Source organism: Aquamicrobium sp. LC103 (assembly GCF_001014615.2).
Lineage (GTDB): Bacteria > Pseudomonadota > Alphaproteobacteria > Rhizobiales > Rhizobiaceae > LBCQ02.
In genome coordinates this window covers 64,640-86,095 of record NZ_LBCQ02000017.1, presented here as the reverse complement: position 1 = coordinate 86,095, position 21,456 = coordinate 64,640, and the positions used below count along the sequence as shown (strand labels likewise).

The 21,456-nt window shown below is 59.3% G+C and carries 19 protein-coding genes; 7 read left to right on the top strand and 12 right to left on the bottom strand.

Annotation, left to right across the window (positions count from 1 at the left end; genetic code table 11):
• Nucleotide 1: 1 nt before the first annotated feature.
• The 4 genes from XW59_RS27120 to XW59_RS27105 all read left to right on the top strand — a co-directional run bounded on the left by XW59_RS27120 (nt 2) and on the right by XW59_RS27105 (nt 4,784).
• Nucleotides 2-814, top strand: a complete 813-nt coding sequence (locus XW59_RS27120; RefSeq protein WP_047144403.1) for an ABC transporter permease — start codon at nt 2-4, stop codon at nt 812-814.
• A complete protein-coding gene (locus XW59_RS27115) occupies nt 811-2,436 on the top strand; it encodes an ABC transporter ATP-binding protein (RefSeq protein ID WP_206077762.1) in 1,626 nt (541 codons plus the stop codon). Before XW59_RS27120 ends, XW59_RS27115 begins: the two co-directional genes overlap by 4 nt.
• Nucleotides 2,437-2,654: 218 nt before the next feature.
• The gene (locus XW59_RS27110; RefSeq protein ID WP_170990233.1) at nt 2,655-4,070 is read left to right on the top strand and encodes an ABC transporter substrate-binding protein; all 1,416 of its coding nucleotides are present in this window, start codon (nt 2,655-2,657) and stop codon (nt 4,068-4,070) included.
• Nucleotides 4,071-4,160: 90 nt separating this feature from the next.
• Nucleotides 4,161-4,784 carry a GntR family transcriptional regulator gene (locus tag XW59_RS27105; RefSeq protein ID WP_047144401.1) on the top strand — a complete coding sequence of 208 codons (624 nt, stop codon included), beginning with the start codon at nt 4,161-4,163 and terminating at the stop codon, nt 4,782-4,784.
• Here XW59_RS27105 and XW59_RS27100 read toward each other — a convergent pair whose 3' ends face one another.
• From XW59_RS27100 to dctP (XW59_RS27055), 10 genes are all read right to left on the bottom strand, one after another.
• Nucleotides 4,785-5,618: a serine hydrolase gene (locus tag XW59_RS27100; RefSeq protein WP_246666240.1), complete on the bottom strand. Its 834-nt coding sequence runs from the start codon at nt 5,616-5,618 to the stop codon at nt 4,785-4,787. It lies immediately after the preceding gene.
• A 975-nt stretch (nt 5,619-6,593) separates the two neighbouring features.
• Nucleotides 6,594-8,114 carry a class I adenylate-forming enzyme family protein gene (locus XW59_RS27095; RefSeq protein WP_082137471.1) on the bottom strand — a complete coding sequence of 507 codons (1,521 nt, stop codon included), beginning with the start codon at nt 8,112-8,114 and terminating at the stop codon, nt 6,594-6,596.
• 21 nt (nt 8,115-8,135) lie between these two features.
• Nucleotides 8,136-8,537, bottom strand: coding sequence for a carboxymuconolactone decarboxylase family protein (locus tag XW59_RS27090; RefSeq protein WP_047144398.1), 402 nt, complete (start codon nt 8,535-8,537; stop codon nt 8,136-8,138).
• Between the two features lie 52 nt (nt 8,538-8,589).
• Nucleotides 8,590-9,357, bottom strand: a complete 768-nt coding sequence (locus XW59_RS27085) for an IclR family transcriptional regulator (RefSeq protein WP_047144397.1) — start codon at nt 9,355-9,357, stop codon at nt 8,590-8,592.
• A gap of 34 nt (nt 9,358-9,391) precedes the next feature.
• The gene (locus tag XW59_RS27080) at nt 9,392-10,576 is read right to left on the bottom strand and encodes an iron-containing alcohol dehydrogenase (protein ID WP_170990232.1); all 1,185 of its coding nucleotides are present in this window, start codon (nt 10,574-10,576) and stop codon (nt 9,392-9,394) included.
• A 14-nt stretch (nt 10,577-10,590) separates the two neighbouring features.
• Nucleotides 10,591-11,877, bottom strand: a complete 1,287-nt coding sequence (locus tag XW59_RS27075) for a TRAP transporter large permease (RefSeq protein ID WP_047144395.1) — start codon at nt 11,875-11,877, stop codon at nt 10,591-10,593.
• Nucleotides 11,874-12,443, bottom strand: coding sequence for a TRAP transporter small permease (locus tag XW59_RS27070; protein WP_170990231.1), 570 nt, complete (start codon nt 12,441-12,443; stop codon nt 11,874-11,876). Before XW59_RS27070 ends, XW59_RS27075 begins: the two co-directional genes overlap by 4 nt.
• Before the next feature lie 10 nt (nt 12,444-12,453).
• A complete protein-coding gene (locus XW59_RS27065; RefSeq protein ID WP_047144393.1) occupies nt 12,454-13,608 on the bottom strand; it encodes a MaoC family dehydratase N-terminal domain-containing protein in 1,155 nt (384 codons plus the stop codon).
• Between the two features lie 4 nt (nt 13,609-13,612).
• Entirely contained in the window at nt 13,613-14,653 is a 1,041-nt protein-coding gene (dctP, locus tag XW59_RS27060) for a TRAP transporter substrate-binding protein DctP (RefSeq protein WP_047144392.1), read from the bottom strand.
• 1 nt (nt 14,654) lies between these two features.
• A complete protein-coding gene (gene dctP, locus XW59_RS27055; RefSeq protein WP_047144391.1) occupies nt 14,655-15,680 on the bottom strand; it encodes a TRAP transporter substrate-binding protein DctP in 1,026 nt (341 codons plus the stop codon).
• Between the two features lie 346 nt (nt 15,681-16,026).
• Between dctP (XW59_RS27055) and XW59_RS27050 the strand changes: the two genes are divergently transcribed.
• Together XW59_RS27050 and XW59_RS27045 are read left to right on the top strand one after the other, a co-directional pair.
• Entirely contained in the window at nt 16,027-16,542 is a 516-nt protein-coding gene (locus XW59_RS27050) for a MarR family transcriptional regulator (RefSeq protein ID WP_047144390.1), read from the top strand.
• 495 nt (nt 16,543-17,037) lie between these two features.
• Nucleotides 17,038-18,720, top strand: coding sequence for a methyltransferase domain-containing protein (locus tag XW59_RS27045; protein WP_047144389.1), 1,683 nt, complete (start codon nt 17,038-17,040; stop codon nt 18,718-18,720).
• Nucleotides 18,721-18,915: 195 nt separating this feature from the next.
• Here XW59_RS27045 and XW59_RS27040 read toward each other — a convergent pair whose 3' ends face one another.
• Entirely contained in the window at nt 18,916-19,605 is a 690-nt protein-coding gene (locus tag XW59_RS27040) for a glutathione S-transferase family protein (RefSeq protein WP_136068047.1), read from the bottom strand.
• A gap of 32 nt (nt 19,606-19,637) precedes the next feature.
• Nucleotides 19,638-20,324 carry a class I SAM-dependent methyltransferase gene (locus tag XW59_RS27035; protein ID WP_047144387.1) on the bottom strand — a complete coding sequence of 229 codons (687 nt, stop codon included), beginning with the start codon at nt 20,322-20,324 and terminating at the stop codon, nt 19,638-19,640.
• 337 nt (nt 20,325-20,661) lie between these two features.
• On the opposite strand from XW59_RS27035, the gene XW59_RS27030 reads away from it, so the two are divergent.
• Nucleotides 20,662-21,090, top strand: a complete 429-nt coding sequence (locus XW59_RS27030; RefSeq protein WP_047144386.1) for an Rrf2 family transcriptional regulator — start codon at nt 20,662-20,664, stop codon at nt 21,088-21,090.
• Nucleotides 21,091-21,456: the final 366 nt, after the last annotated feature.

The following is a 21,456-nucleotide window of genomic DNA, read 5'->3' as shown; positions in this document are numbered from 1 at the left end:
TATGCCGACACGTTTCAACCTGCTGATCGGATCGACAATACTGGCTGTTCTCTTTGTCGCTGCCATACTGGGGATCGTCTGGACGCCCTATGATCCGATGTTGCTTGACATGATGAACAGGTTGCAGCCGCCGTCGGGACAGTACTGGCTGGGCACTGACGAGTTCGGCCGCGACATACTGAGCCGCATCATGGCGGGCGCCGCAACAAGTGTGGGAATCGCCACTGCGACAGTGCTGTTTGCCGTCGTGTTCGGGACGATGATCGGCCTTGTTTCTGGAGGTTTGCGCGGCTGGTTCGACCGCGTCCTGATGGCGGTAACAGATGCCGTGCTGGCCTTTCCGGGCATTCTGCTTGCCCTTGTGCTGATCGTGATTCTTGGGGCCGGCGGAATGGGCATAACGCTGGCCCTGGCCATTGCCTATATGCCGGCCGTCGTCCGCGTTGTGCGGAGCACGGTTCTGTCGGTACGGGAAAAGGAGTTCATCGAGGCATCGAGATCGATCGGCAATTCCGAACTCTACACACTTGCCGCGCACATCCTCCCAAACTGCTTGGCCCCGATTTCCGTGCTGGCGACGTCTATGTTCGGCTGGGTCATCCTCGCAGAGAGCGGGCTTTCCTTTCTCGGCCTAGGCGTACCGCCTCCGGCGCCGACATGGGGCAACATGCTGGCGACAAGCCGCCCCTATTTCGAACAGGCCTTGTGGTTGAGCATTTCACCGGGTTTGTGCATCGCGCTCGCTCTTCTCGGTTCCAATCTGGTCGGCGACGCACTGCGCGACCGCTTTGATCCCAGGATGGCTGTCGCATGACGCAGGACATGCCGCTCCTCAGAATCGAGAACTTGGAAGTCTCTGCGCCCGGCGGCATGAAGATCCTGCACGGGATCGACTATACGCTCGACCGTGGCACCATCGGCGCTCTGGTCGGCGAGTCCGGCAGCGGCAAGACGATGGCTGCGCGTTCGATCATAAAACTCCTGCCGCCCGGCCTGTCGATCACAGGCGGACGTATCATGCTTGCCGGCGAGGATGTTGCCGCGGCTTCGTTGCGCCGCCTGCGACAGGTGCGCGGACCGGTCGCCGGCATGGTTTTCCAGGAGCCGATGGTCACGCTCAACCCGGTCATGACGATCGGTACGCAGATGGCGGAAGCGATGCGGCTTCACACAAGCCTGACGCGTGACGAGATCAGGCAGCGTTCGGTGGAGATGCTCGAGCGCGTGCAGCTTCGCGACCCGAGATCCGTCCTGACGGCCTACCCGCACGAGTTCTCCGGCGGCATGCGGCAACGTATCCTGCTCGCCTCCGTGATGATGCTCCGTCCCAAACTGTTGATTGCCGACGAACCGACCACGGCGCTCGATACGTTGAGCCAGCGCGAAGTTCTCGACCTGATGTTGGAGTTGGCGCGCGATTTCGACACTGCCGTCCTGCTGATAACCCATAATCTCGGCCTGGTTGACCGCTATACTGAGCATACCGCGGTTCTGCGCGAGGGCAGGGTGGTCGAAAGCGGGAGCACGGCGTCAATCGTCCGGCGCCCGGCCAATGCTTATACTAAGGAACTGATCGCGGCTGCGAGCAAAGGCGATCTTTCACCACCGCCCCGGTCGGGCGCGAATAGGCAGCTGCTGGAAGCCAGGGGCCTGACCGTTTCCTATCGAAATCGTGCCACCGGCAAGGAGTTCGAGGCGGTCTCGAAACTCGACATTTCCGTCGGTGAGGGTGAGACCGTTGCTGTCGTCGGCGGCAGCGGCTCGGGCAAGACCACTCTTGGCCGAGCCATGCTTGGCCTGGTCGCCCGGACGGCGGGAACGGTCGAATTCCTTGGAAAGGAGATCGTCGACGATAGCGGGAAAGCAAACCGCGAAGCGCGTCTTGCCTGCCAGCTCATCTTTCAAGATCCCTATTCTTCTCTCGATCCGCGTCAGCGCGTCAGCCGCATCGTGCGCGAGCCGCTTCGTCATGTGCCGGTGATGTCGGACGCGCAGAAGGATGAAAGGGTTCGCGAGGTTCTGGGTGAAGTTGGCCTGGCGAATTTCGGGAACCGCTATCCGCACCAGCTTTCCGGCGGGCAGCGCCAGCGCGTAGCGATCGCCCGCGCGCTCGTGCGCAGACCCAGGCTGGTGGTGGCCGACGAGCCTGTCTCCGCACTCGACATGACTATCCAGGCCCAGGTGCTCGACCTGATCCGCAAGCTGCAGAGCCAGCATGGCTTCGCCTGCCTTTTCATCAGCCATGACCTGACCGCCGTGCGCCGCGTCGCGCAAAGGGTGGTTGTCATGCAGGCCGGTAGAATCGTCGAGGAAGGGCCCGCGGGCAGAGTTCTGGACGCGCCGGCCCACGACTATACCCGCGCCCTCGTGGAAGCGTCTCCATCGATCGATCCGCAAAGTAAGGCCGCATCGGCTGAAACGGCCAGGCCGGTATAGACGAAGCACCAGCGCAAACGATTTTTCGATTGCGCAGTTGAATTTTTTGCGCATAAACTTTGTCATCGTCCTGAACATCAAAGCTATAAGGGGTAGTCATGAGTGGACGTACAATGGGATTGGCGCTGCTTTTTGCTGGAACGGCGGCGAGCAGCATGCCAGTTTTTGCACAAAATACAGATCGTGTTACCGTCGCCATGGCGGAGGACATCAGGGGCATGGACCCACGCCGCGAGCGCGACGGGATGTCCGACGAAGTGCATCTTCACGTGGTGGAAGGGCTCGTCGGCTTCACCGACTCCCTGGAGGTCAAACCGGTGCTGGCGGAATCCATGGAGGTGCAGGACGAGGGCAAGAGCTACGTCTTCCGCCTGCGCGAGGGCGTCAAATTCCACAATGGAGAGCCGCTGACCTCGGCCGAGGTCAAGTGGAGCTGGCAATATCTGATGGCCGAGAATTCGATCTGGCGCTGCAAAGGCGTCTTCGACGGCGCCATCAAGGTCGCCTCTGTCGAAACGCCGGACCCGATGACGGTGGTGTTCACTCTGGAGCAGCCGAGCGGCAGCTTCCTCTACAACATGGCCCGGACGGATTGCGCGCAAACGCCGATCCTTCATCCCGATTCGGTCGCCGAGGACGGTAGCTGGAACAAGGCGATCGGCACCGGCCCCTTCGTGCTGGGCGAGCGCCGCATTGGCGAATACACGGATGTGACGCGGTTTGCCGACTATTCGCCCCGCACCGACGAACCTACCGGCATGGCCGGCCGCAAGGAGGCGCTGGTCGAGGCCGTGCGCTTCAGCGTTGTTGCGGACCCCTCCGCCCGCACAGTCGGCCTGCGTTCCGGCGACATAGACGTCGCGCCGATTACGGTTCAATCCATCCCGCAACTCGAGGCCGAGCAGAACCTGCACGTCTCGTCGTCTCCCACGACGGTCTGGTATTCGCTGCTTCTGGGCATGGACGATCCGCTGCTGAAGGATGTGCGCATCCGCCAGGCGATCGCCGCGGCGATCGATGTAAACGGGGTCGGCGGCGGCGTTTCATTCGGACTCTGGCCCGGCAGCACGACACCGGTTTCTCCGACGAGCAAGATCTACCAGAAACCGGCAGACATGGCGCCGTCCGTGGAAAAGGCAAAGGCGCTGCTGGCCGAAGCGGGTTATGCCGGCCAGCCGATCAAACTGATCGCAAACAAGGCCTATTCGCTGATGTTCGATCAGGCGGTGATCGTCCAGGCGATGCTGCAGGCCGCAGGCATCAATGCCACGATCGAGACACTGGAATGGGGCCTCCAGCTGGAGCACTACACCAAAGGCGACTACCAGGCACAATCGTTCGGATATTCTGGCCGGTTCGACCCTATGGGTGCATGGGAACGGATCATCGGACCAGAATCGCGTAAGGTCTGGAAGGATCCCGAAGCGATCGCCCTGCTTGACGAGGGCATGGCGACCGCGGACGATGCCAAGATGAAATCGATATCGAACCAGCTCTACGAGAAGTTTATCGAAGAGGTCCCAGCCGTGAGCCTCTATCACGTCGAGGTCGCCTATGGCGTCAACAACAGGCTCGACGGCTTCAAGGCTTCGCCGCTGGAAGCGATCCGCCTCTGGAACGTCGCGATCAAGTAGTCCGTCCGGAAAGTTGGACGGTATTCTGCCAGCGTCTCGAATGGCGCTGGCATTTGTTTTAGGATCGGAAATGACCTGGCAGAGGAGCGCATGGCAAAATCGAAGGAAGCGGCGGAACAGCTTGCCACGCTGGTGCAGGAGATCCGCAACGACATCGTGTTCGGTGTCTACGAGCCGGGCGCCTGGTTGAAGCTGAACGAGCTTCAGGGCAACCATCAGGCAAGTCCGTTCCATATCCGCAGGGCGCTCGACGAACTTAAGAGCCTCCGTCTGGTGGACCATGTCGCCAATGCGGGTTTCCGCGTGGCTATGCCGGATGAAACCGCACGCGAGGACACGCGTTTCGTCCGCATCGTGCTCGAACGCAGCGCCGCGCCGATGATTGCCGCCCGCGCGCGGGAAGACGACGTGGTCGAGTTGCGCGCGCTGGCCGAGGCCTTCGACGAATCCATCTCCACGGAAGGACGTCGAAACCAGGCGCGCGCCAACTACGAGTTCCACGAGAAGCTCTATGCTATCGCCGGCAACGCCGTGCTCTCGGACATGATCAAGCAGCTAAGGAGCCGCAGCCATCAGGCTACCACGGGGCGCTGGCGCTCCCGTGAAGGGCTGGAGGCCAGCAGCAGGGACCACCACAAGATCGTTGACGCGATCGCGACCCACAATCCTTATGAGTTGGAGCGCATTATCGTCGCCCATATCGAGGCATTCTGATCAGGCGAGGCAATCCCAACAGGCGCGTGACAGGCGCGCTATGGCGTGGGTGGCCGCCGCCTGTCCCGGCAGGCCGTCCGCCATCGTATCCGGCACCTGATCGGTCGTCGCGCTGACGATGTATAGAGGTTTGCCGTCACGGAAAACGATGCCGGCATCCATCCAACCGCGTTGGCCCCAGCCTGTCTTGTTCGCTACCATGGTCCCCAGCGGCAGGAGCGCCGGGATCATGTTGTGATAGCGCTGCCAGGTGAGGAACTGCATCGCCATGCGGCAAAGTTCGGGAGTGACCATAAGCTGATCAGCGGCCGCGGTGTCGTCGCAGCCCCGCAGGATGAGATCGAGCAAGTGAACCTGATCGCTGGCCGTTGTAGTCGTCACCGCTTCCAACGGATGATCCGCTGCCAGGCCGACTGGAGGAAGGCGGGTGCGGTGCACGGTGTCGACCATACCGATGCGCAGGCAGTAGTCCGTGAACTCCTCCACCTCCAGATCCTTCATCACCTCGTAGGTGCAGATGTTGTCGCTGGTGATGATCATCTGCAGCATCGCATCGCGCATCGGTATGACGAGACCCGGCGTCATATACTGGCACACGCCGGAGAGAATCCCCTCCTGCATTTCGGCGCGTATCGTCACCGGCGCGGAAAGATCGAGCCTTCCCTCGTGTACCGCACGGAGAGCGGCCATCAGTACCGAAATCTTGCGCACGCTTGCCGACGGAAGAACGGTACGCTCGCCTCGCCCTAGCGTTTCGCCAGTAGCGACGATCTTGATCTGCCAATAGATATCGAACGGGAGGGTATCTGCGAATTTATCGAGGATTTGATTCAAAGGCATACTGCTCACCTATGTGCAAAAATGAAGTGCCGACCCTATCGATTCCAATTGCGCTTATTCTGGCTCTTCCACATGAAAGGCCGGATTCAGCGCGATGTGGGGAAATTTCATCTCCCGTCGCGTCTTCGATTTCAATTATCTTTTGCGCATAAATTGCCACTGAAAGTCAATCGTCATCTCGAATACCGGCAACGTCCGGGTGCAGCAGGAGCCACAGCTGACGAACGTGCAATGGGTCGGCGGCCGTTGTTTTTGGCTGCACCAAAATGGCGCAGATTGTAGATTCCAGATCGGAGCGTGTATCTCGCAACCAACAAGCAGGAAGCTGGCTGACGGCGGTTCGCGGAGGATGAGGCGCGTGATGTGAGCGTTGGATAGCGGTCGCCGAGGCAGACGATCTTAGTGGGCGAGAACGTAGGCAATCACATCGGACGAAAGGCGTTTCCGAAGAAGTCGCCGTCTGTCTTTGGTGCAGATACTCGAGGAAGCAGGTGCCGACCGCGTTTTCCAGAGGGTCGGGAAACGCGACGCAGTGGCTTATCAGACAAGCAAGACCCGTCAGTTGGGGGCTTTTCAGCAGCAGCATCGAACGAGGATGAAAATGCTGTCATTACTGTGTGGAGGTTGGCATCACCCGTGCGAATGTCCTGCACTAAATTCTCATCTCCGAAGTCAGGAAAAAGTCCCGCAACGCCGATAGTAAGCCATACGGATCAGTGAGAACTTCTCGGGAGTATTGAGCTGCCATCTGAAACCTCGTTGCCTCAACGGAGACGCGCTGCAATTTGCTAGATAGCCGGACCTCTGCGAAATGTCCCCAATGAGGTCGTCAGCGGTCGAGCTATAACCGCAATTGCCGGATGCTCGATCTGGTGGGAAGCCGACATTCTACCCCGATCAGAAACGTTGGACAACAAAGCATCTTCGGCCCGCAAGCAGCTAATTACTGATGTCAAAACCTTCGAGTGCCTAGCAAGCTGCAGATGTCGTTTCAGCCATTCTGTCCTTGAGAAACCTATTGCACGCTGCCAAGTCAACCTTGCCGGATCCGAGCCTTGGCAGAGAAGGAACAAGCGATATATGCTTCGGCACCTTGAAGCCTGCCAGGGACCGACGACAGATCTGTCTGATGCTTTCGGGACTAATGTCGTCTGAAGCAGGAACTACCAGAGCGGCGACGCATTGGCCTAGCCTCTCGTCGGGAACCCCTACGACGACAGCATCTGACACTCCGTCAAGAGCCAGCAGGACGTCCGACACCTCCGATGGGTAGACGTTCTCGCCGCCGGTCTTGATCAAGTGGTCTTCGCGACCGACGAAGACAAGGGCGCCATTGTCGTCGAACCGCCCGAGATCGCCTGTCGGCTGCCATAGACCACCTTTGGCGCTGATCGATACCACCTTGTCGCGATCCCAGTAGCCCGGTGATACCCCGTCGCCGGCGACCGCGATCTCGCCCATCTTTCCATCCGAGCGCGGATACGAGGTGGACTCGTCAAGGATCGCGATCAACGAGTTGTTCCGGTTAGGGATGCCATTGTTGATAAACGAGCGTTTGGCGCGGTCGATCGGATTATAGGTGATCCCGCCTTCGGTTCGGCTGTATCCTTGAGAGAAGGTGCCGCCGATGCGCCGTTCGAACTCCTCGAACAATCCTGGATCCGCCGAATGCCCTCCGCCCCACGTGAAGCGGATGGTCTTGTCGAGCCCTTCAAACAAATTTGCGTCCGCGCGCACGATGTCGACGACCAGGGTCGTCACAAGGTGCAGGAAGGTCACCCGCTCTGTTGCCACCAAGCGAACAAATTCCTCGACGTTCCATTTTTCCTGGAGGACAAGAGCGCCGCCGCAGAAGATTGCATTGGCAAACACGCTGAAGCCACCTGTATGGAAAAGCGGTGAAATCGCCAAGCCGATATCGCGGCACGACATTTCGAAGCAGTCGGCCATGGTGGCGGCGATCGCTACGCGCATGCCATGAGTGTGGATCGCGGCCTTCGGTACCGAAGTGGTGCCAGAAGTCATGAGCAGGTTGGCAATATCGGTGGATTGCCGTCCCACGCTTTTGAAGCGATTGTCCCGACCGGCCAGCGCCTGCCAGAACGTCCCCTCGCCATGGCTCTCTCCACACACAAGGGTCCGGCAGCCCTCGGGCAGGTTGCCGGACAGCTCCACCGTCGTAACGATCAGCGACGGCGCGAGATGAGCAAGGGGGGCGATGAGGTCTGCGGTCGCAAGCCGCCAGTTCAGTGGTACAGCTATCGCCCCAAACTTCATCGTTCCCAGCAATGCGATTACCATCTCCGCCCTGTTGGGCATGTAGACGGCAACCCGGTCGCTCTCCGACAGGCCAAGCTCCCTCAGATGGTCGGCAAAGCAACTGGCCTCTCGGTCCAGCTCTGCGTATGAGAGCCTCTGCCTACGGTCGACGACGGCCAGGGCATCCGGTTGACCGCGGGCATGCATTTCGAGGAAACCTGCAAAGTTCATCGCGCCACCTTCACGCTGCCTTCAGCCGCGGCCGCGTTCGAGCTCGGTGATGAAGTCGACGACCTTGTAACCAGTCTTCCCCCACGTCGTTACGCCGCACACATGCATGACCTGCATGCAGCCTTCGGCGAGTTCGGTGCTCGTCATGCCAGCCTCGAATGCTGCCCGGCCGTGGTTCTTCGCGCCGTCCAAATTATGGGTGAGGATGTCGAGAAGCGTGTAGATCAGCTCCTTCGTCTTCAGATCCAGATGTCCGGATTCCGATGGTTTACTGTAGATCGCTTCTCGGAACTGGAGGTACCCCGCGAAGTGTTCGGGAAGATACTCCATCATCGCCCGGATCGGTTCGGGAACGTTGCCGAGTGTTTCCATAAAGTGCTCGCGGCCCGCGGCTACGGCATCGGCTGTCACGTTAGCGTCCATGGATTTCCTCCTGTTTCTGGACATAATTTGCCATCATCGTCGGTCAGGCCGACTAGGCGGTGGTGAAGGGATAGGACATGCTGCCCATACGCAGCGAGATAAGCCGGGCACCGCCGTGCAGCTTTGAGGCATAGGCGGCTTCATCGTTCCGAGACAGCTGGCTCTCGGGAAACACGAGGCTCAGGGCGCCTATTGCGTCTCCTGCAGGTCCGATGATGGGCACGGCGATGGTGGCAACCCCGATGGTCGTTTCGTTACGCTGGACATCGTATCCCCGCTGCTTCGATTCCTTGATCGTTCGCCGTAGCGTTTCGACGTTGACGGTCGTATGGGCAGTCACGGGCTCCAGAGGCCTCGCGGCCAGGATGCGGTCGAGATCGGCGTCCGGCAAATATCCGAGAAGCACCCGGCCTGCCGACGAGCCGTGCCAGGGAAGCCATCGTCCGGCGCGGAAGCCGGTGTCGAAGAATTGCGGACCTTCCACGCCGATCAGGTAAAGAACCTCGTCACCGTCGCGCACCGACAGACGTGCACTGTGTTCCGTCTGCCGCACGATGGCATGCATGACCGGCAAGGATTCGCGTGTCAGGGGATCAAAATTGACGTACCGAGATCCCAGGGCATATGCCCTGATGCCAACCACGTAGCGCCTGCTTTCGGTATCCTGCACGACCAGCCCGTGTTTTTTCAGGGTCGCGAGCACCTTTGACACCTGGCTCTTCGGGAGGTCCAGCCGTTCAGACAGCTCCATAACGCCCATGCTGCGGCGGTCCGCCATGAAGGCCATCAGAACGCGCATGGCTGAATCCAGCGATTTCATGCCGCAGCCTCTCGCGGGATGGCAGACTGCGGTGTCACCACGCGGCCTCCAGAATGTCGAGGATCGGCTCGGCGGTTTCCACCCGGCGTGGGTTAAAAAACACTCCGCGGTCGAGTAACGTCTGTGCCGCGACGTGCGGCAGGGCCCTGCGTTCAATCTTCGTATCCCTGAGCCTTGAGGGAACGCCGATTACGCGCTGCAGTGCCCTCACGCGCTCGACCGCGATGTCCGTCGGGTTGTTGATAGCTGTCGTGCGCTCCGCCCCGAGCGAGACCGCCATCTCGACGAACTCGCCAGCCGCCGCATCGCCGTTAAAGGCCATCGCGTAAGGCAACATGATCGAGTTCGACTCTCCGTGCCCGAGACCTGCGTGCGCTCCCAAGCAATGACAGATGGCGTGATGGATTCCCACTCGGGCGTTGGAGATTACCATTCCAGACAGATGAGCTCCTGCCAGTACGCGCGCCCTATGATTGGTGTTGTCCGGCTCGGCGACCATTGCGGGAAGGCCCGAGGCGAGCATCTTCAATCCCTGATGGGCGATCGCCTCCGAGATCGGATTACGGAGCCGTGAATACAGCCCCTCGACGCAGTGAGCCAAGGCGTTCATCCCTGTCTCCGCCATCACTCGTGACGGAACTTCCAGGTTCGCCTCGGGATCAAGGACGATAAGGCGGGGACAGAGCTTCACGTCCCAGAATAGCATCTTCCGGCCGTCGGCCCCGCGGACTCCGAGGCCCGGCGTGACCTCCGCTGCCGATGCCGTGGTCGGCACGGCGATGATCGGGAGCTTGGGCTGATGGAGTTCCTTTGGCCTGAAGTCGTCGGGCGGTGTGAAGCTCGAGCTGTGTTCGGAGATAGATCCACCTTCCGCCAGCACGATGGCGATTGCCTTGGCGCAGTCGGACGCGCTGCCGCCGCCGAAGGCGAGAAGACCGTCGATACCCCGGCTGCGGGCCTCGTCGGCGGACCTCATAACGAAATCTTCCGGAGTATGGGCGGGAATGTCGGAGACGACCGACACGAGGCGGTGGCCCAGTGCTGCCGATATCTCGCCGAACGCCGCCGACCTGCTGGCGCTTGGCCCGGTTATCACCATGACTTTACGGCAGCCCAGCCGCTCGAGCTCCGTTTCGATCAAGTCGGCGGCGCCGGCCTTCATGACGACCTTGGTGCCCGTGTTGAGGTAGGTAAAATCGTCTGGGGAGAATTTGGTCACGTGCGTAATCCCGGCTATTGCATCTGACCCGGCAGCCATAGCACCGTCTCTGGAAAGAGACAGAGGATGGCGACGACGATCAGGTGAGCAAGGATGTGCGGCCACAGCCCGGAAAAAACTTCCTCAAGCGGTCTTCCCGTATACTTCGCCACAACGAACGCATTGAGGCCGAGTGGTGGCGTCACCAACCCGATCTCTGCCATGACGATGACGACCACGCCGAACCACACGGGATCATAGCCCAGGGAGATCATGAGTGGCAGCAGCACGGGCACCGTGAGGATCAAGATGGCGGCCTGATCCATGAAGCAGCCGAGTATGAAGTAAAGGACTAGGACCAAGACCAGGACGGTGGCCGGCGAGAGTTGCTGGTCGTCGACGAAGCCGATGAGGTTCTGTGTCACCTGGGTGAGGGTGAAGAAGTATCCAAAAAACTTGGCCCCCATCAGTATGAGGAAGATCATGCAGGTCGTCGCCGCGCTGCGCGTGATGGCCTGAACGATGGTGCGACGGCTGATCTTCCCGTAGGCCAGGCAGATCAGGAAGGCACCGATTGCCCCGAGGGCAGCGGCCTCCGTCGGTGTGGCCACGCCGAGATAGATTACTCCGGTCACCGCCATGAAGAGCAGAATGACGGGCCCTGCCACCTTTAGGGAGGCGAACTTCTCCCGCATAGTGAACGAGGGGCCGCGGGGAGCCGACTCCGGCCGTCGTAACGCCAGCAGGTAGACCGTCAAGGCGATCGCCAGAGTGACAATGATGCCCGGAACCACGCCACCGATCAGCAGGTCGCCGATGTTCTGGTCAGCGATGATGGCATAGAGCACGAGTGCGATGGAAGGCGGAATGAGCATGGCCAGCGTGCCGGAGATTGCCACCACGCCCGTCGCCATTTTCGGCTCGTATCCGCGCTCAAGCATGGCAGGGACGCTTGTCGCGGAAAGCGTGGCAGCCGAAGCGGTACTTGAGCCGCAGATTGCTCCGAATCCTGCGCCGGCGACGGCTGTAGCAATGCCAAGGCCGCCGCGCGCGCGGCCGACCCAAGTGGCCGCAGCCGTGAACAGGGAGTTCGCCACGCCGGACAGGATCACGAATTCGGCCATCAGGATGAACATCGGCACCGTGATCAACTCGAAGGATGATGCCGATGCGAGCGGCGTGGTGGTCAGGTATCCGACAAGAAGCGTCGTGCCGCCGAAGAGCCAGAGACCGAAAGCTCCGGCGAGGAGCATGGCGAAGCCCACGGGCATACCGATCGCAAGCAACCCAAAAAGAGACAGCGTTCCGAGCAATGCGGTCACAGCGTTTCAACCTCTGTGTGGGTGCGGGCACGTTCAGGAGACTCGCCAGGCACATCGCGTGTGTGCGTCAGCAACGCGTGGAGAAGCGCGACAAGATCGAGAACCAGCCTGATGGTCAGGACGAGGAAACCAGCAGCGACGATCGCGGCCGGAAGCCAAGTTGGCCACCGAACAGCACCGGAAATGACCTCGTTCTTGGCCCAGCGTGCTTCGGCATCCATGGCCGAGAGCCAGACGATCCAGGCTGCCATGGGAAGCGTTGCGACCGCCACGGCGAGGCGCACGGCCCGCTGCCAGAGGCGGTTCATCCGCAGGTAGAGGATGTCAACCGAGATGTGGGTATTGCGGCTGAAAGTGGCCGAGAGTGCCAGGAAGAAGGCCAGCGGCACCATGTAGATGCCAATGAAGTCATAGGACCAACTGAATGGCCGATGCATGAAGTACCGCATGAATACGTCTGCGCCGACCACCGCCATGATCACGAGGGTGACAATCCCGGCAAGGACAAGAAGGAATTCCTCCACTATCTGGACTGCTCGATTGGTTCTCAGGAGGAAGTCGGACATCGACGTCTCCCTATGATCGCCGCCTCGGCAGCTCCACGCAGGAGGTGCCGGAAGCTGTGGTTTCGCCATGCTGGTTCGTGGCGCGAAGCGCGATGTCGACGAGCGCCTGTCCGTTCTCGATGCGCTTGCCCGTTACCTCACCAGTGGTGATTGTGAGGTCGCCGAAGATGACGGGCTTGTGGAGGCGCACGCTAAGCGACCGCATGAAGCCATCGTCGCCCATCCAGTTGGTGACGCAGGTTGACACCATGCCGATCCTCTGGGGACCGTTGTCGTAGGGGCCGGGCATTCCGACCTCGCTGACGGCCACCTTCGCGTCCTGATGCCCGATCGAGGGCAGGACCGAGGCCGCATAATAACTGGGATCGTAGTTGTTTGGCAGGCGCTCGGGGTCGTTCAGTGCCCAGTGCCGGTATTTCCACCGCAGCTTGGTCGACTTGTATCCCGAGGTGCCGACTGCGCCCGCGTAGTAGCATGTCATGTCCATGAGGGTGAGGGGGCCACGCGTTGTTCCGGGCAATACTTCTCCTGGTTCGATGTCTTCCCAGAACAGCGTCTCGGCCCCGCGCCGATATTCTGTAAGGACGGCTTTCTGGATGTCCTCCAGTTCCGTTGCGGAATAGGCCTGCGGATCGCGCGCCTCGTACTTCAAAGCTCCCTTTGCGCCTGGACGGGGTACCCGAAAGCAGTGGCTTTCAACACGGGCGAGCAGCTTCGAATCCTGGTTCAAGTATTCCACAGTGCCAGTCTGTAAAATCATTCTCCCGACCATATCTCCGCCGACTGGCCTGGCGTCGGAATATTCGGCTTTGACGGAGAATTCGTCGCCTCGTCGTGCAGGTTCAAAGAACGTCCAGTCCGCTCCTGCGTAAAACCATTGAACGTCGGGCAGACCAGGCGCGACCACCGCATCGAAAACCCCGAAGAAGAACGTCGGTGGCGCGATAAGGCCCTTCCATCTCGTGCCCGCCGCATATTTGGGATCACTGTAGAGCGGATTGTCGTCGCCGATGCCCCAGGCGTAGTGCCTGATCGTGTCGCGCGTGGCTTCATTGTTCCAGAGTTCGGCTCGGATCGGCATCCCGATCATCGACCGGGCGATCTCGAGGTCATTCTCCGGCAGGTCGGCCGCAATTAGCGAGCGCTGGTCTGCGTTGGCGTTCATCGTGTCAGTTTCCCATTCCGAGTGCTTCATGGAAGGATTCGAGGACTTGCGTCCCGGCGAGACCCTGGGCGTCGACGGAGGCTGCCCACCGGGTTCCAATGTCCTTGAGCCTGACAGCGACCTCTGAAGCGAGCGCCTTTGGCATTTCCGTAGCCTGCACGCCTGCTTCGGCGAGCCGCTCGAGAGCAGGACCTTTGTCGTCGCGGTCGAGACTTTCGCAAGCATGACGTTCAGTCTCGGACGCGGCCTCGGCGATGACCGTCTTCAGATCGTCGGGAATGCCGTTCCAAGCCCGTTCGGAGATCGAATAGGTCGTCGCGAAGCCACCAAAATTCGCCGAGCGCGTCGTATTCTTTAGGACTTCTGAGAGCCGGAAGTCGATTGTCGCTTGAAGAGGAAAGACCGCGCCGTCCAGCGTCCCGCGGCTGAGGGATTCATAAACCTCCACTCCGCTCATCCTGACCGGAACGGCGTTCAGTGCGGTGATTGTCTGGTCCTGGGCCGTTCCGCCGGATCTCAGTTTTAGGCCCGAGAAGTCGTCGAGCGACGTCACCGGATCGCGAGTGACTATCTGGTATGGCGGCAGCATGAACACGATCAGAGGCCGGATCCCGTTTTCCATGAAATCGCGTTCCGCCAACGGTCCTTCGGCGGCGATCTTGGTGTATGCTTTTCCGCCTTCACATGAACTGGCATAGGTTCCAGGCAGCTCGGCGACTGCCGACAGCGGCATCTTCTCCGGGACGTAGGAAGGCGCAACGAGGCCGATGTCGACGACGCCCTGCTGGGTGAGAGCAAGCATGTCTCGGGCCTTCCCCAACTGCTCGGCCGGAAAGTATTGGAATTCGACGCGGCCACTGCTGCGCTCCTTCACGAGGTCCATGAAGTACTGGATCGTGTACTGCCGTGTCAGCGAACTCGGAGCGTAATGGTCTGCAACCCGCAGGCTTATCGTTTCCTGTGCCGCCGCGGCTCCGGCGGCGAGTGCGAACGCAATGCCAGTCCCAAGAATGCACCACCGGAGCTTCAGTGATGAAGCGGTCATGTTAGTGTCCTCCCAGTTCGGAACGGAAAGCATCGAGCACTGCCGTGCCCTTGCGGCCCTGGCCGTCAAGCTCTGCCGCCCATTGGTTCGCGATACCTGCCATCGCGGCGTCGACCTTGGACCTGTCGGCCTCCGGTAACTTGACCAGTGTTACGCCGCCCGCCTTCATCTTGGCTGCATCCTGCGGGACGGAAGCGTCGATGGCAGCACATGCGTCGAACGTGATTTTCTCACCAAGTTCGTCCATCGCCGCGCGGACATCTTCCGGCAGGGCTTCCCAACGGGGTTTCGCTATTCCGTATGTGATGACGCCACTGCCGAAATTCTCTCCCGTCGTTGCGTATCGAGCGTATTCCGTCGCGCTGTAGGACAGCGCTGTTCCAAAGCCCATCAGGCCGCCGTCGATTGTTCCGCGGGACAAGGATTCGTAGAGCTCGTTGGTGGCCAGCCTGATGGGCACTGCTCCAACCGCACGCACGGTGAGGTCCTTGGCTCCGCCCGTGGCGTATATTTTCTGCCCCCGGAAGCTTTCGATGCTTTCAACAGGCTTCGAGCTGAACAACTGGTAGGGAGGCAGGACAAGCGCAAGCAGCAGATGGATGCCGTTCGGGTCGAACTCCTCCTCCTTCAGCACGCCTTCTCGGGCAAGCTTCCAGAATGCCCTGGTGCCTTCGCAGCCTTCGGAGAAAGATCCAGGCAGCTCTGCAACGGCGGACAGCGGAAACTTGTCTGGAACGAGTGGAGGAACGATGACGCCCACATCGACAGCGCCGCTCTGAGTAAGGGAAAGGAAGTCCGGCCCTTTACCGAGCTGCGATGCAGGGAAGTAGCTTACCTCTACCCGCTCGCCGAGCCGTTCTTTAAGTTGGTCCATCCACGGCTTCACGAGCGCTTCCGCCATGTAGTGGCCCTGCGGGTAAACATCACCCACCCTCAATGAAACGGTTTCTTGCGCACTGGCTGAACCGGCCGGGACGCACGCGATCAATACCGCGCAGCCAGCGGCTACGCTTACTGGACGAACCATCTGCTCCTCCCCAGGAAAGTTTCAAATAAAGAAACTATGTTCTTACATAAGAGACACTGTATCTTGTTAAAAGCCGAGTCAACCCATTTGGTGCTACGATCGGAATTCGGTGTCGAATTGGCGCATCGGCACTCAACGGCAAGGTTGGTCCGATCAGCGGCTCAAGTGGAACGTGCCAAGCGGTTTTTTGCGTTCTGACCTGCCAGCGAGTTTTCATCCGACGGTCGGAGTTCGCCTTAAGCGATGTTCACTGCGATTTGTGTGCGGCAATCAGCGGTTTGTGTTATCTCGCATACCTACGGATTTACATTGCCATGACCACGGTAATCGGCTTCTAGGCGACTTCATGGAACACCGCTCCACGACCAGTCTCATCGCTTTGCGTAGGATTCTGAGGGCGACGGAGCTCAATGCGCGCGCTCTGTCGCGTGCTACGGGATTGACCACGGCGCAGCTGATCGTACTGGAAATCGTCGCGGCGGCCGGACGGATTTCGCCAAAGGAAATATCCGGCAAAGTGGGTGTCGGACAGGCGACGGCGACCTCGCTTGTAGACAAGCTTGTGGCGCGGGGACTGGTGGCACGCACACGCAGTGAGCGCGACAAGCGTGTTGTATTGGTATCTCCGACCGCGGCAGGACACACGCTTCTTGAAGCAGCTCCCGACCCACTCCAGAAAACATTCGCAAGTCAGTTCGAGGCACTGCCGGACTGGCAGCAAGCGATGATTGTCGCGACACTCGAACAGGTCGGAGCCATGCTCAATGCTGGTTCCCTCGATGCCGCGCCACTACTCGACGTTGGTGCCGTTGATCGCCAATCGGCCTATGAATCGAATGAATCCAACGTCAAGGGCCGCTAGCCTCGAATCTACAATCATGCCGCATTTGTTCTCGCTGGCTCCAGTATGATGCCGGTTCGATCCGTGCCCGCTCTTCTGCTCGTATTTCCGTCCAACTGGTCGCTTCTCGACACTGTACGATTTGTCTTTTCGCAGGTCCGATACGCTGCTCGGCCGATGCGAAAAGTAGCTATTTTGAGACAGTCGCCCAACCGTCTCGATGTTAGGTGCTTCGCCCTTCAAAGGAAATGAAGCGGGGATTCATTTTACCGATCCCTTGATTCAGTGGATCTTGACGCGCTATAGAAACGCTTTCGGTTGGCGCCAAACGTTCAGGTGCTTCGTCAATCAAAATATATGGCGATTCTTCTTCCGGGCGGAGATGACACGTGCCGTAACGCACGGCCGCCCCACCAGCCATTTAGCCGCTGCCGCACATGCGTGTCTGCATCTCTCGCAGGCCAGGTAGATGCACTGTGGCTTGCCCTACGACCACGGAGAACGAGAGGAGACAGTATGTTCCGTACCAATGCGACCAACGCAGAGCTCACACTGACCAACCAGGTCTATAGCGGCGACCCACTTCAAGATCGTGAAACCGACCAATATCGTAACGAGTACGTGACGACCTTTGTGGAGAAATGGGATGAACTGATCGATTGGCGTGCACGAGCGGAAAGCGAGGGCCAGTTCTTCATCGACGTTTTGAAGGCGCGAGGCAAAGAGACGGTGCTAGACGTCGCCACCGGCACAGGCTTTCATTCCGTGCGACTGACGGAAGCCGGCTTCAACGTGACCTCTGCCGACGGCTCGGCGTCGATGCTTGCCAAGGCTTTTACAAACGGCCAGGCGCGCGGTCTGATCCTCAAGACCGTGCAGGCAGACTGGCGCTGGCTCAATCAGAATATCCACGGAAAGTATGACGCGATTATCTGCCTCGGAAACTCGTTCACCCATCTGCATGAGGAGCAAGATCGGCGCCGTGCCCTTGCCGAATTCTATGCCGCGCTCAAACACGACGGCATTCTGATCCTTGATCAGCGCAACTATGACACGATGCTCGATGAGGGATTTTCTTCAAAACACAAGTATTACTATTGTGGCGACAAAGTCAGCGCTGAACCTTCTCATGTCGATGAGGGTCTCGTGCGCATGCTCTACACTTTCCCCGACGGTGCCGAATACACTCTGAATCTTTGTCCGATCCGCAAGAATTACGTCCGCCGCCTTCTCTCTGAAGCTGGTTTTCAGCGTGTACGCACCTACGGCGATTTTCAAGAAACCTTTGCCGAGAACGATCCCGATTTCTTCATTCATGTAGCGGAGAAAACCACGCTGCAATTCATCCGCTCAAACGAGCGCGCCTCGGTCTCGACGAGTGTACGCGATATTGCAGAGAGCTATTACGACAGCAACGACGCCGACACGTTCTACTCCACTATCTGGGGCGGCGAAGACCTTCATATCGGCATCTACGACAGCACACATGATATTCGTATAGCGAGCGATGAGACCGTCGACCGCATGGCAGCCCTTATCCCGGATCTCGGTCAATCGACACGCGTTCTAGACATTGGCGCCGGCTATGGCGGTTCGATGCGTCGACTGGCGCGCAACTTTGGTTGTTCGGCCACATGTCTGAATATCTCCGAGATGCAGAACGATTATAATCGCGCCAAAACACGACGCGCAGGCCTCGCAAGCAGCATCAACATCGTTCACGCCGCCTTCGAGGATATCCCCGAAACCGACGAGGCATACGACCTCGTATGGAGCCAGGACGCGCTCTTGCATTCCGATCAGCGAGAGAAAGCTTTGGAGGAAGTCTGGCGTGTGCTGAAGCCGGGTGGATACTTCGTATTTACGGACCCCTGCCAGAAGGATGATGTGCCCGAAGGCGTGTTGCAACCGGTTTACGACCGATTGCAATTGAGCAACCTCGCCTCGTTTCGCTTCTATCGAGAAGTGGCAGAAGCCCTCGGCTTTGAGATGCTGCGTCAAGATGACATGACTCGGCATTTGCGCATCCATTACGAGCGTGTGCGTGAGGAACTGGACGCCAACTATGACAGATTGCGCGAAAACGGTGCCTCAACCGAGTATCTCGACAAGATGAAGATTGGCCTTACCAATTGGATCAAAGGTGCCGAGGATGGTTATCTGGCTTGGGGTATCCAGCTTCTTCGCAAACCCAGTTGATCGGCCTATTCGAGAACAATCTCCGACGTTCAACCAGCGAGCGGGCGGATGGCACTCGTTCATGAGCGTGCCGCCATCTGCCAACCGCTGAGCACCGCACCGACCACCGCAATATTCAATCCTGGGCACACCGATCGGTGTGCCCATGACCGGTGGCAAGGGTATGTTGGCGGCCATCAATCCAATCGCTCCAAGCTACAGGGCTATATTGGTCTGCTCCATCAGCCCCATCGCTTGCGCGCGCTTGATCTCCGGGTATTTGGGCTGTGCGGCGCTCGGACGCATAGAGAAGCGATCGAACCAGTTCTTGAGTTTGACGCATTCGGACGGAATCGGCACGGCATAGAAGTCGTCGGCATATTGTAAGGTCGCCATCGCGATGCAATCGGCTATCGTGATCTGATCGCCGGCGATAAAGGCATCGTCGCCCATAATACGGTCGAGCAGCCGTAGATGATCGAAATACCGGGCGGCGCATATTTCTGCGACTTCCCGGCTCGTGCGCACCACGCCGTGGCCGATTTGACTACCATGGCGGGCCCAAAGGCCGAAGAACGTCAACGCTTCATCGAAAACATAGACGAACTGACGGGTTCGCGCCCGCACGGCTGGCGTGGCCCCGCGCATGTCAGGGCCAGAAACCTTATCTTCCAGATATTCCAGGATTGCCAGAGATTGGCCGATCACCATGCCGTCCGTGTCCTGAAGGATCGGCATCGAGCCGGTGGGCGTTAGCGCCTTGACCGACGCGGGGGGTACATCGGCACCCTCGTTGGGCTCATCGAAGATGATCCGCTCCACGTTCGTCGGGTTCTTTTCTGCCAGATAAATATTCAGCCTCTGGGGATAGGGACCGAAGGCAAAGTTGTAGAGTTTTATCGGCAATATCTCGATCCTTATTCGTTTGGATGAAGCGGTCACGACTGGCCGGCGATCGCCACCCAGCCTCGAAACGAAAAGGCGGCGTAAAACAACGCCGGCTCCACGAAATTGGCTTCGCGCAGAAGCTCTTCTTCTGCTGCGGGGGACAGGAGGGGCAGACGATCGGCCATCGCCTTCGCGGCGGTCTCAGCCGTTTCCCGATCGGTACCGGAATGACTGGCGAAGGCGGCCGAGCGTGCCAGCCAACGCTCCGGATCGCCACTAGGCGAGGTGTGGTGCGCAATCACGAGGACGCTGCCCGGCTTCAGGCGGCGATGGATTTCCTTCAGCGTATGCAACCGTTCGTTCCTGTCGAGGAAATGCAAGGTGAGCAGGCATGTCGCGCCATTGAAGGGGCCGGATGGTGCCTGGTCGACGGTTCCGGCCAAAAGTGCGATCCGATCGGCGAAAGGCGAGGTCGTTTGGCGTGCGAGGTCCAGCATGGCAGGCGAAGGATCGACGCCGGTAAACCGCCAATTCGGTCGTGCCTGCGCCATGAACTTCAGTTCCAACCCGCCCCCCGCGCCGACAACGAGCATGTGGGCGGGGCCCGGTTCTCTTTCGGCAAGAAGCAGTGCCGTCATCCGGTGAAGATCCGCCAGTCCCGGCACTTTCTTCGGGGTTTCCTCGCCATAGGACGCAACAGCGGCAGGGTTCATGAACGGCGTGAGATTGTCGTTCATACCGCTGTCTCAGAATGAAGCTCGCCCGTTTCTAAGACACAAACCGAGCGCGCACGCACCAGATAAAAGGCAGCGGAGTGATCGGCAAAGCTGCGTCCTCGCCTGGGGTCATGAACCGTCGTATCGATCAAATGAGCATCGCAAGGGAGGACGGGATTTTCTGGAAGGAGTGAGTTGTCAAAGCTGGACATAGGAACCTTACGTCATGTATCAGTTGGAGATACATAACAGGGCGTATTTCATGTATCAACAACTGATACGTAATTTTATGGCTGCCTCATACAACCGGGCGATTCCGTGTTCTCAGACGCCGATCGCCTCAACGCCGGGATTTTGAATGAATAAGGACACCAGGCTTTCGGACGTGCTGCACGTGCTTTTGCACCTGGCTCAGGTCGACCAACCTTTGACCTCCGAGGTTCTTGCCAGAAGCATGGGCACCAATCCTGCGGTGTTTCGCAGGACAATGGCTGGCTTGCGGGAGGCCGGCTATGTGCAATCCGGCAAAGGGCATGGAGGTGGCTGGCAATTGGCCCGTCCGCTGGGCGAGATCACCCTGCTGGCCGTTTACGAGGCTCTCAACCGGCCCACTCTGTTTGCCATCGGCTATCGCAGTGACCATCCCGATTGTCTCATCGAGAAGAGCGTGAACGCTGCCCTATCGGACACGATGGCGCAGGCGGAGGCCCTATTCATCGAGCGGTTCGCGCAGGTGACGCTGGACCAGCTTTCACCGGAACAATCGGAGCTAGCGCCGCGGCATTGAAAGAAGAGCTGCTAACCGGCTTATCCCGGCGCAGAGCTCCCTATCTGATAATCCAATAACAACCAGATCGGTGTGCCGCGATATCCTATGGCAGGGTGCCAGCACGACAGACACCATCCCGGGACCGATGCGGACACCGTGGTGGTGACGTTACCTGCTGACGTTGAACCTGCGAGGTGATTTGTATCCCCGGCTCGCCTTTGAATCTTCCCGGATCAGGCCCGCTGGAAGAGCCGCCTTATGCCTGTCAGGCAAAATCGGTATGGCAGACATAAGCAATCTGTTTTTGAAGTGTGGCACCGCCTGCCTCTAACAACATAGTTGATCCGGCGGGAGGAGCCTTGGTCCTGTTTTTGAGTGCCGGTT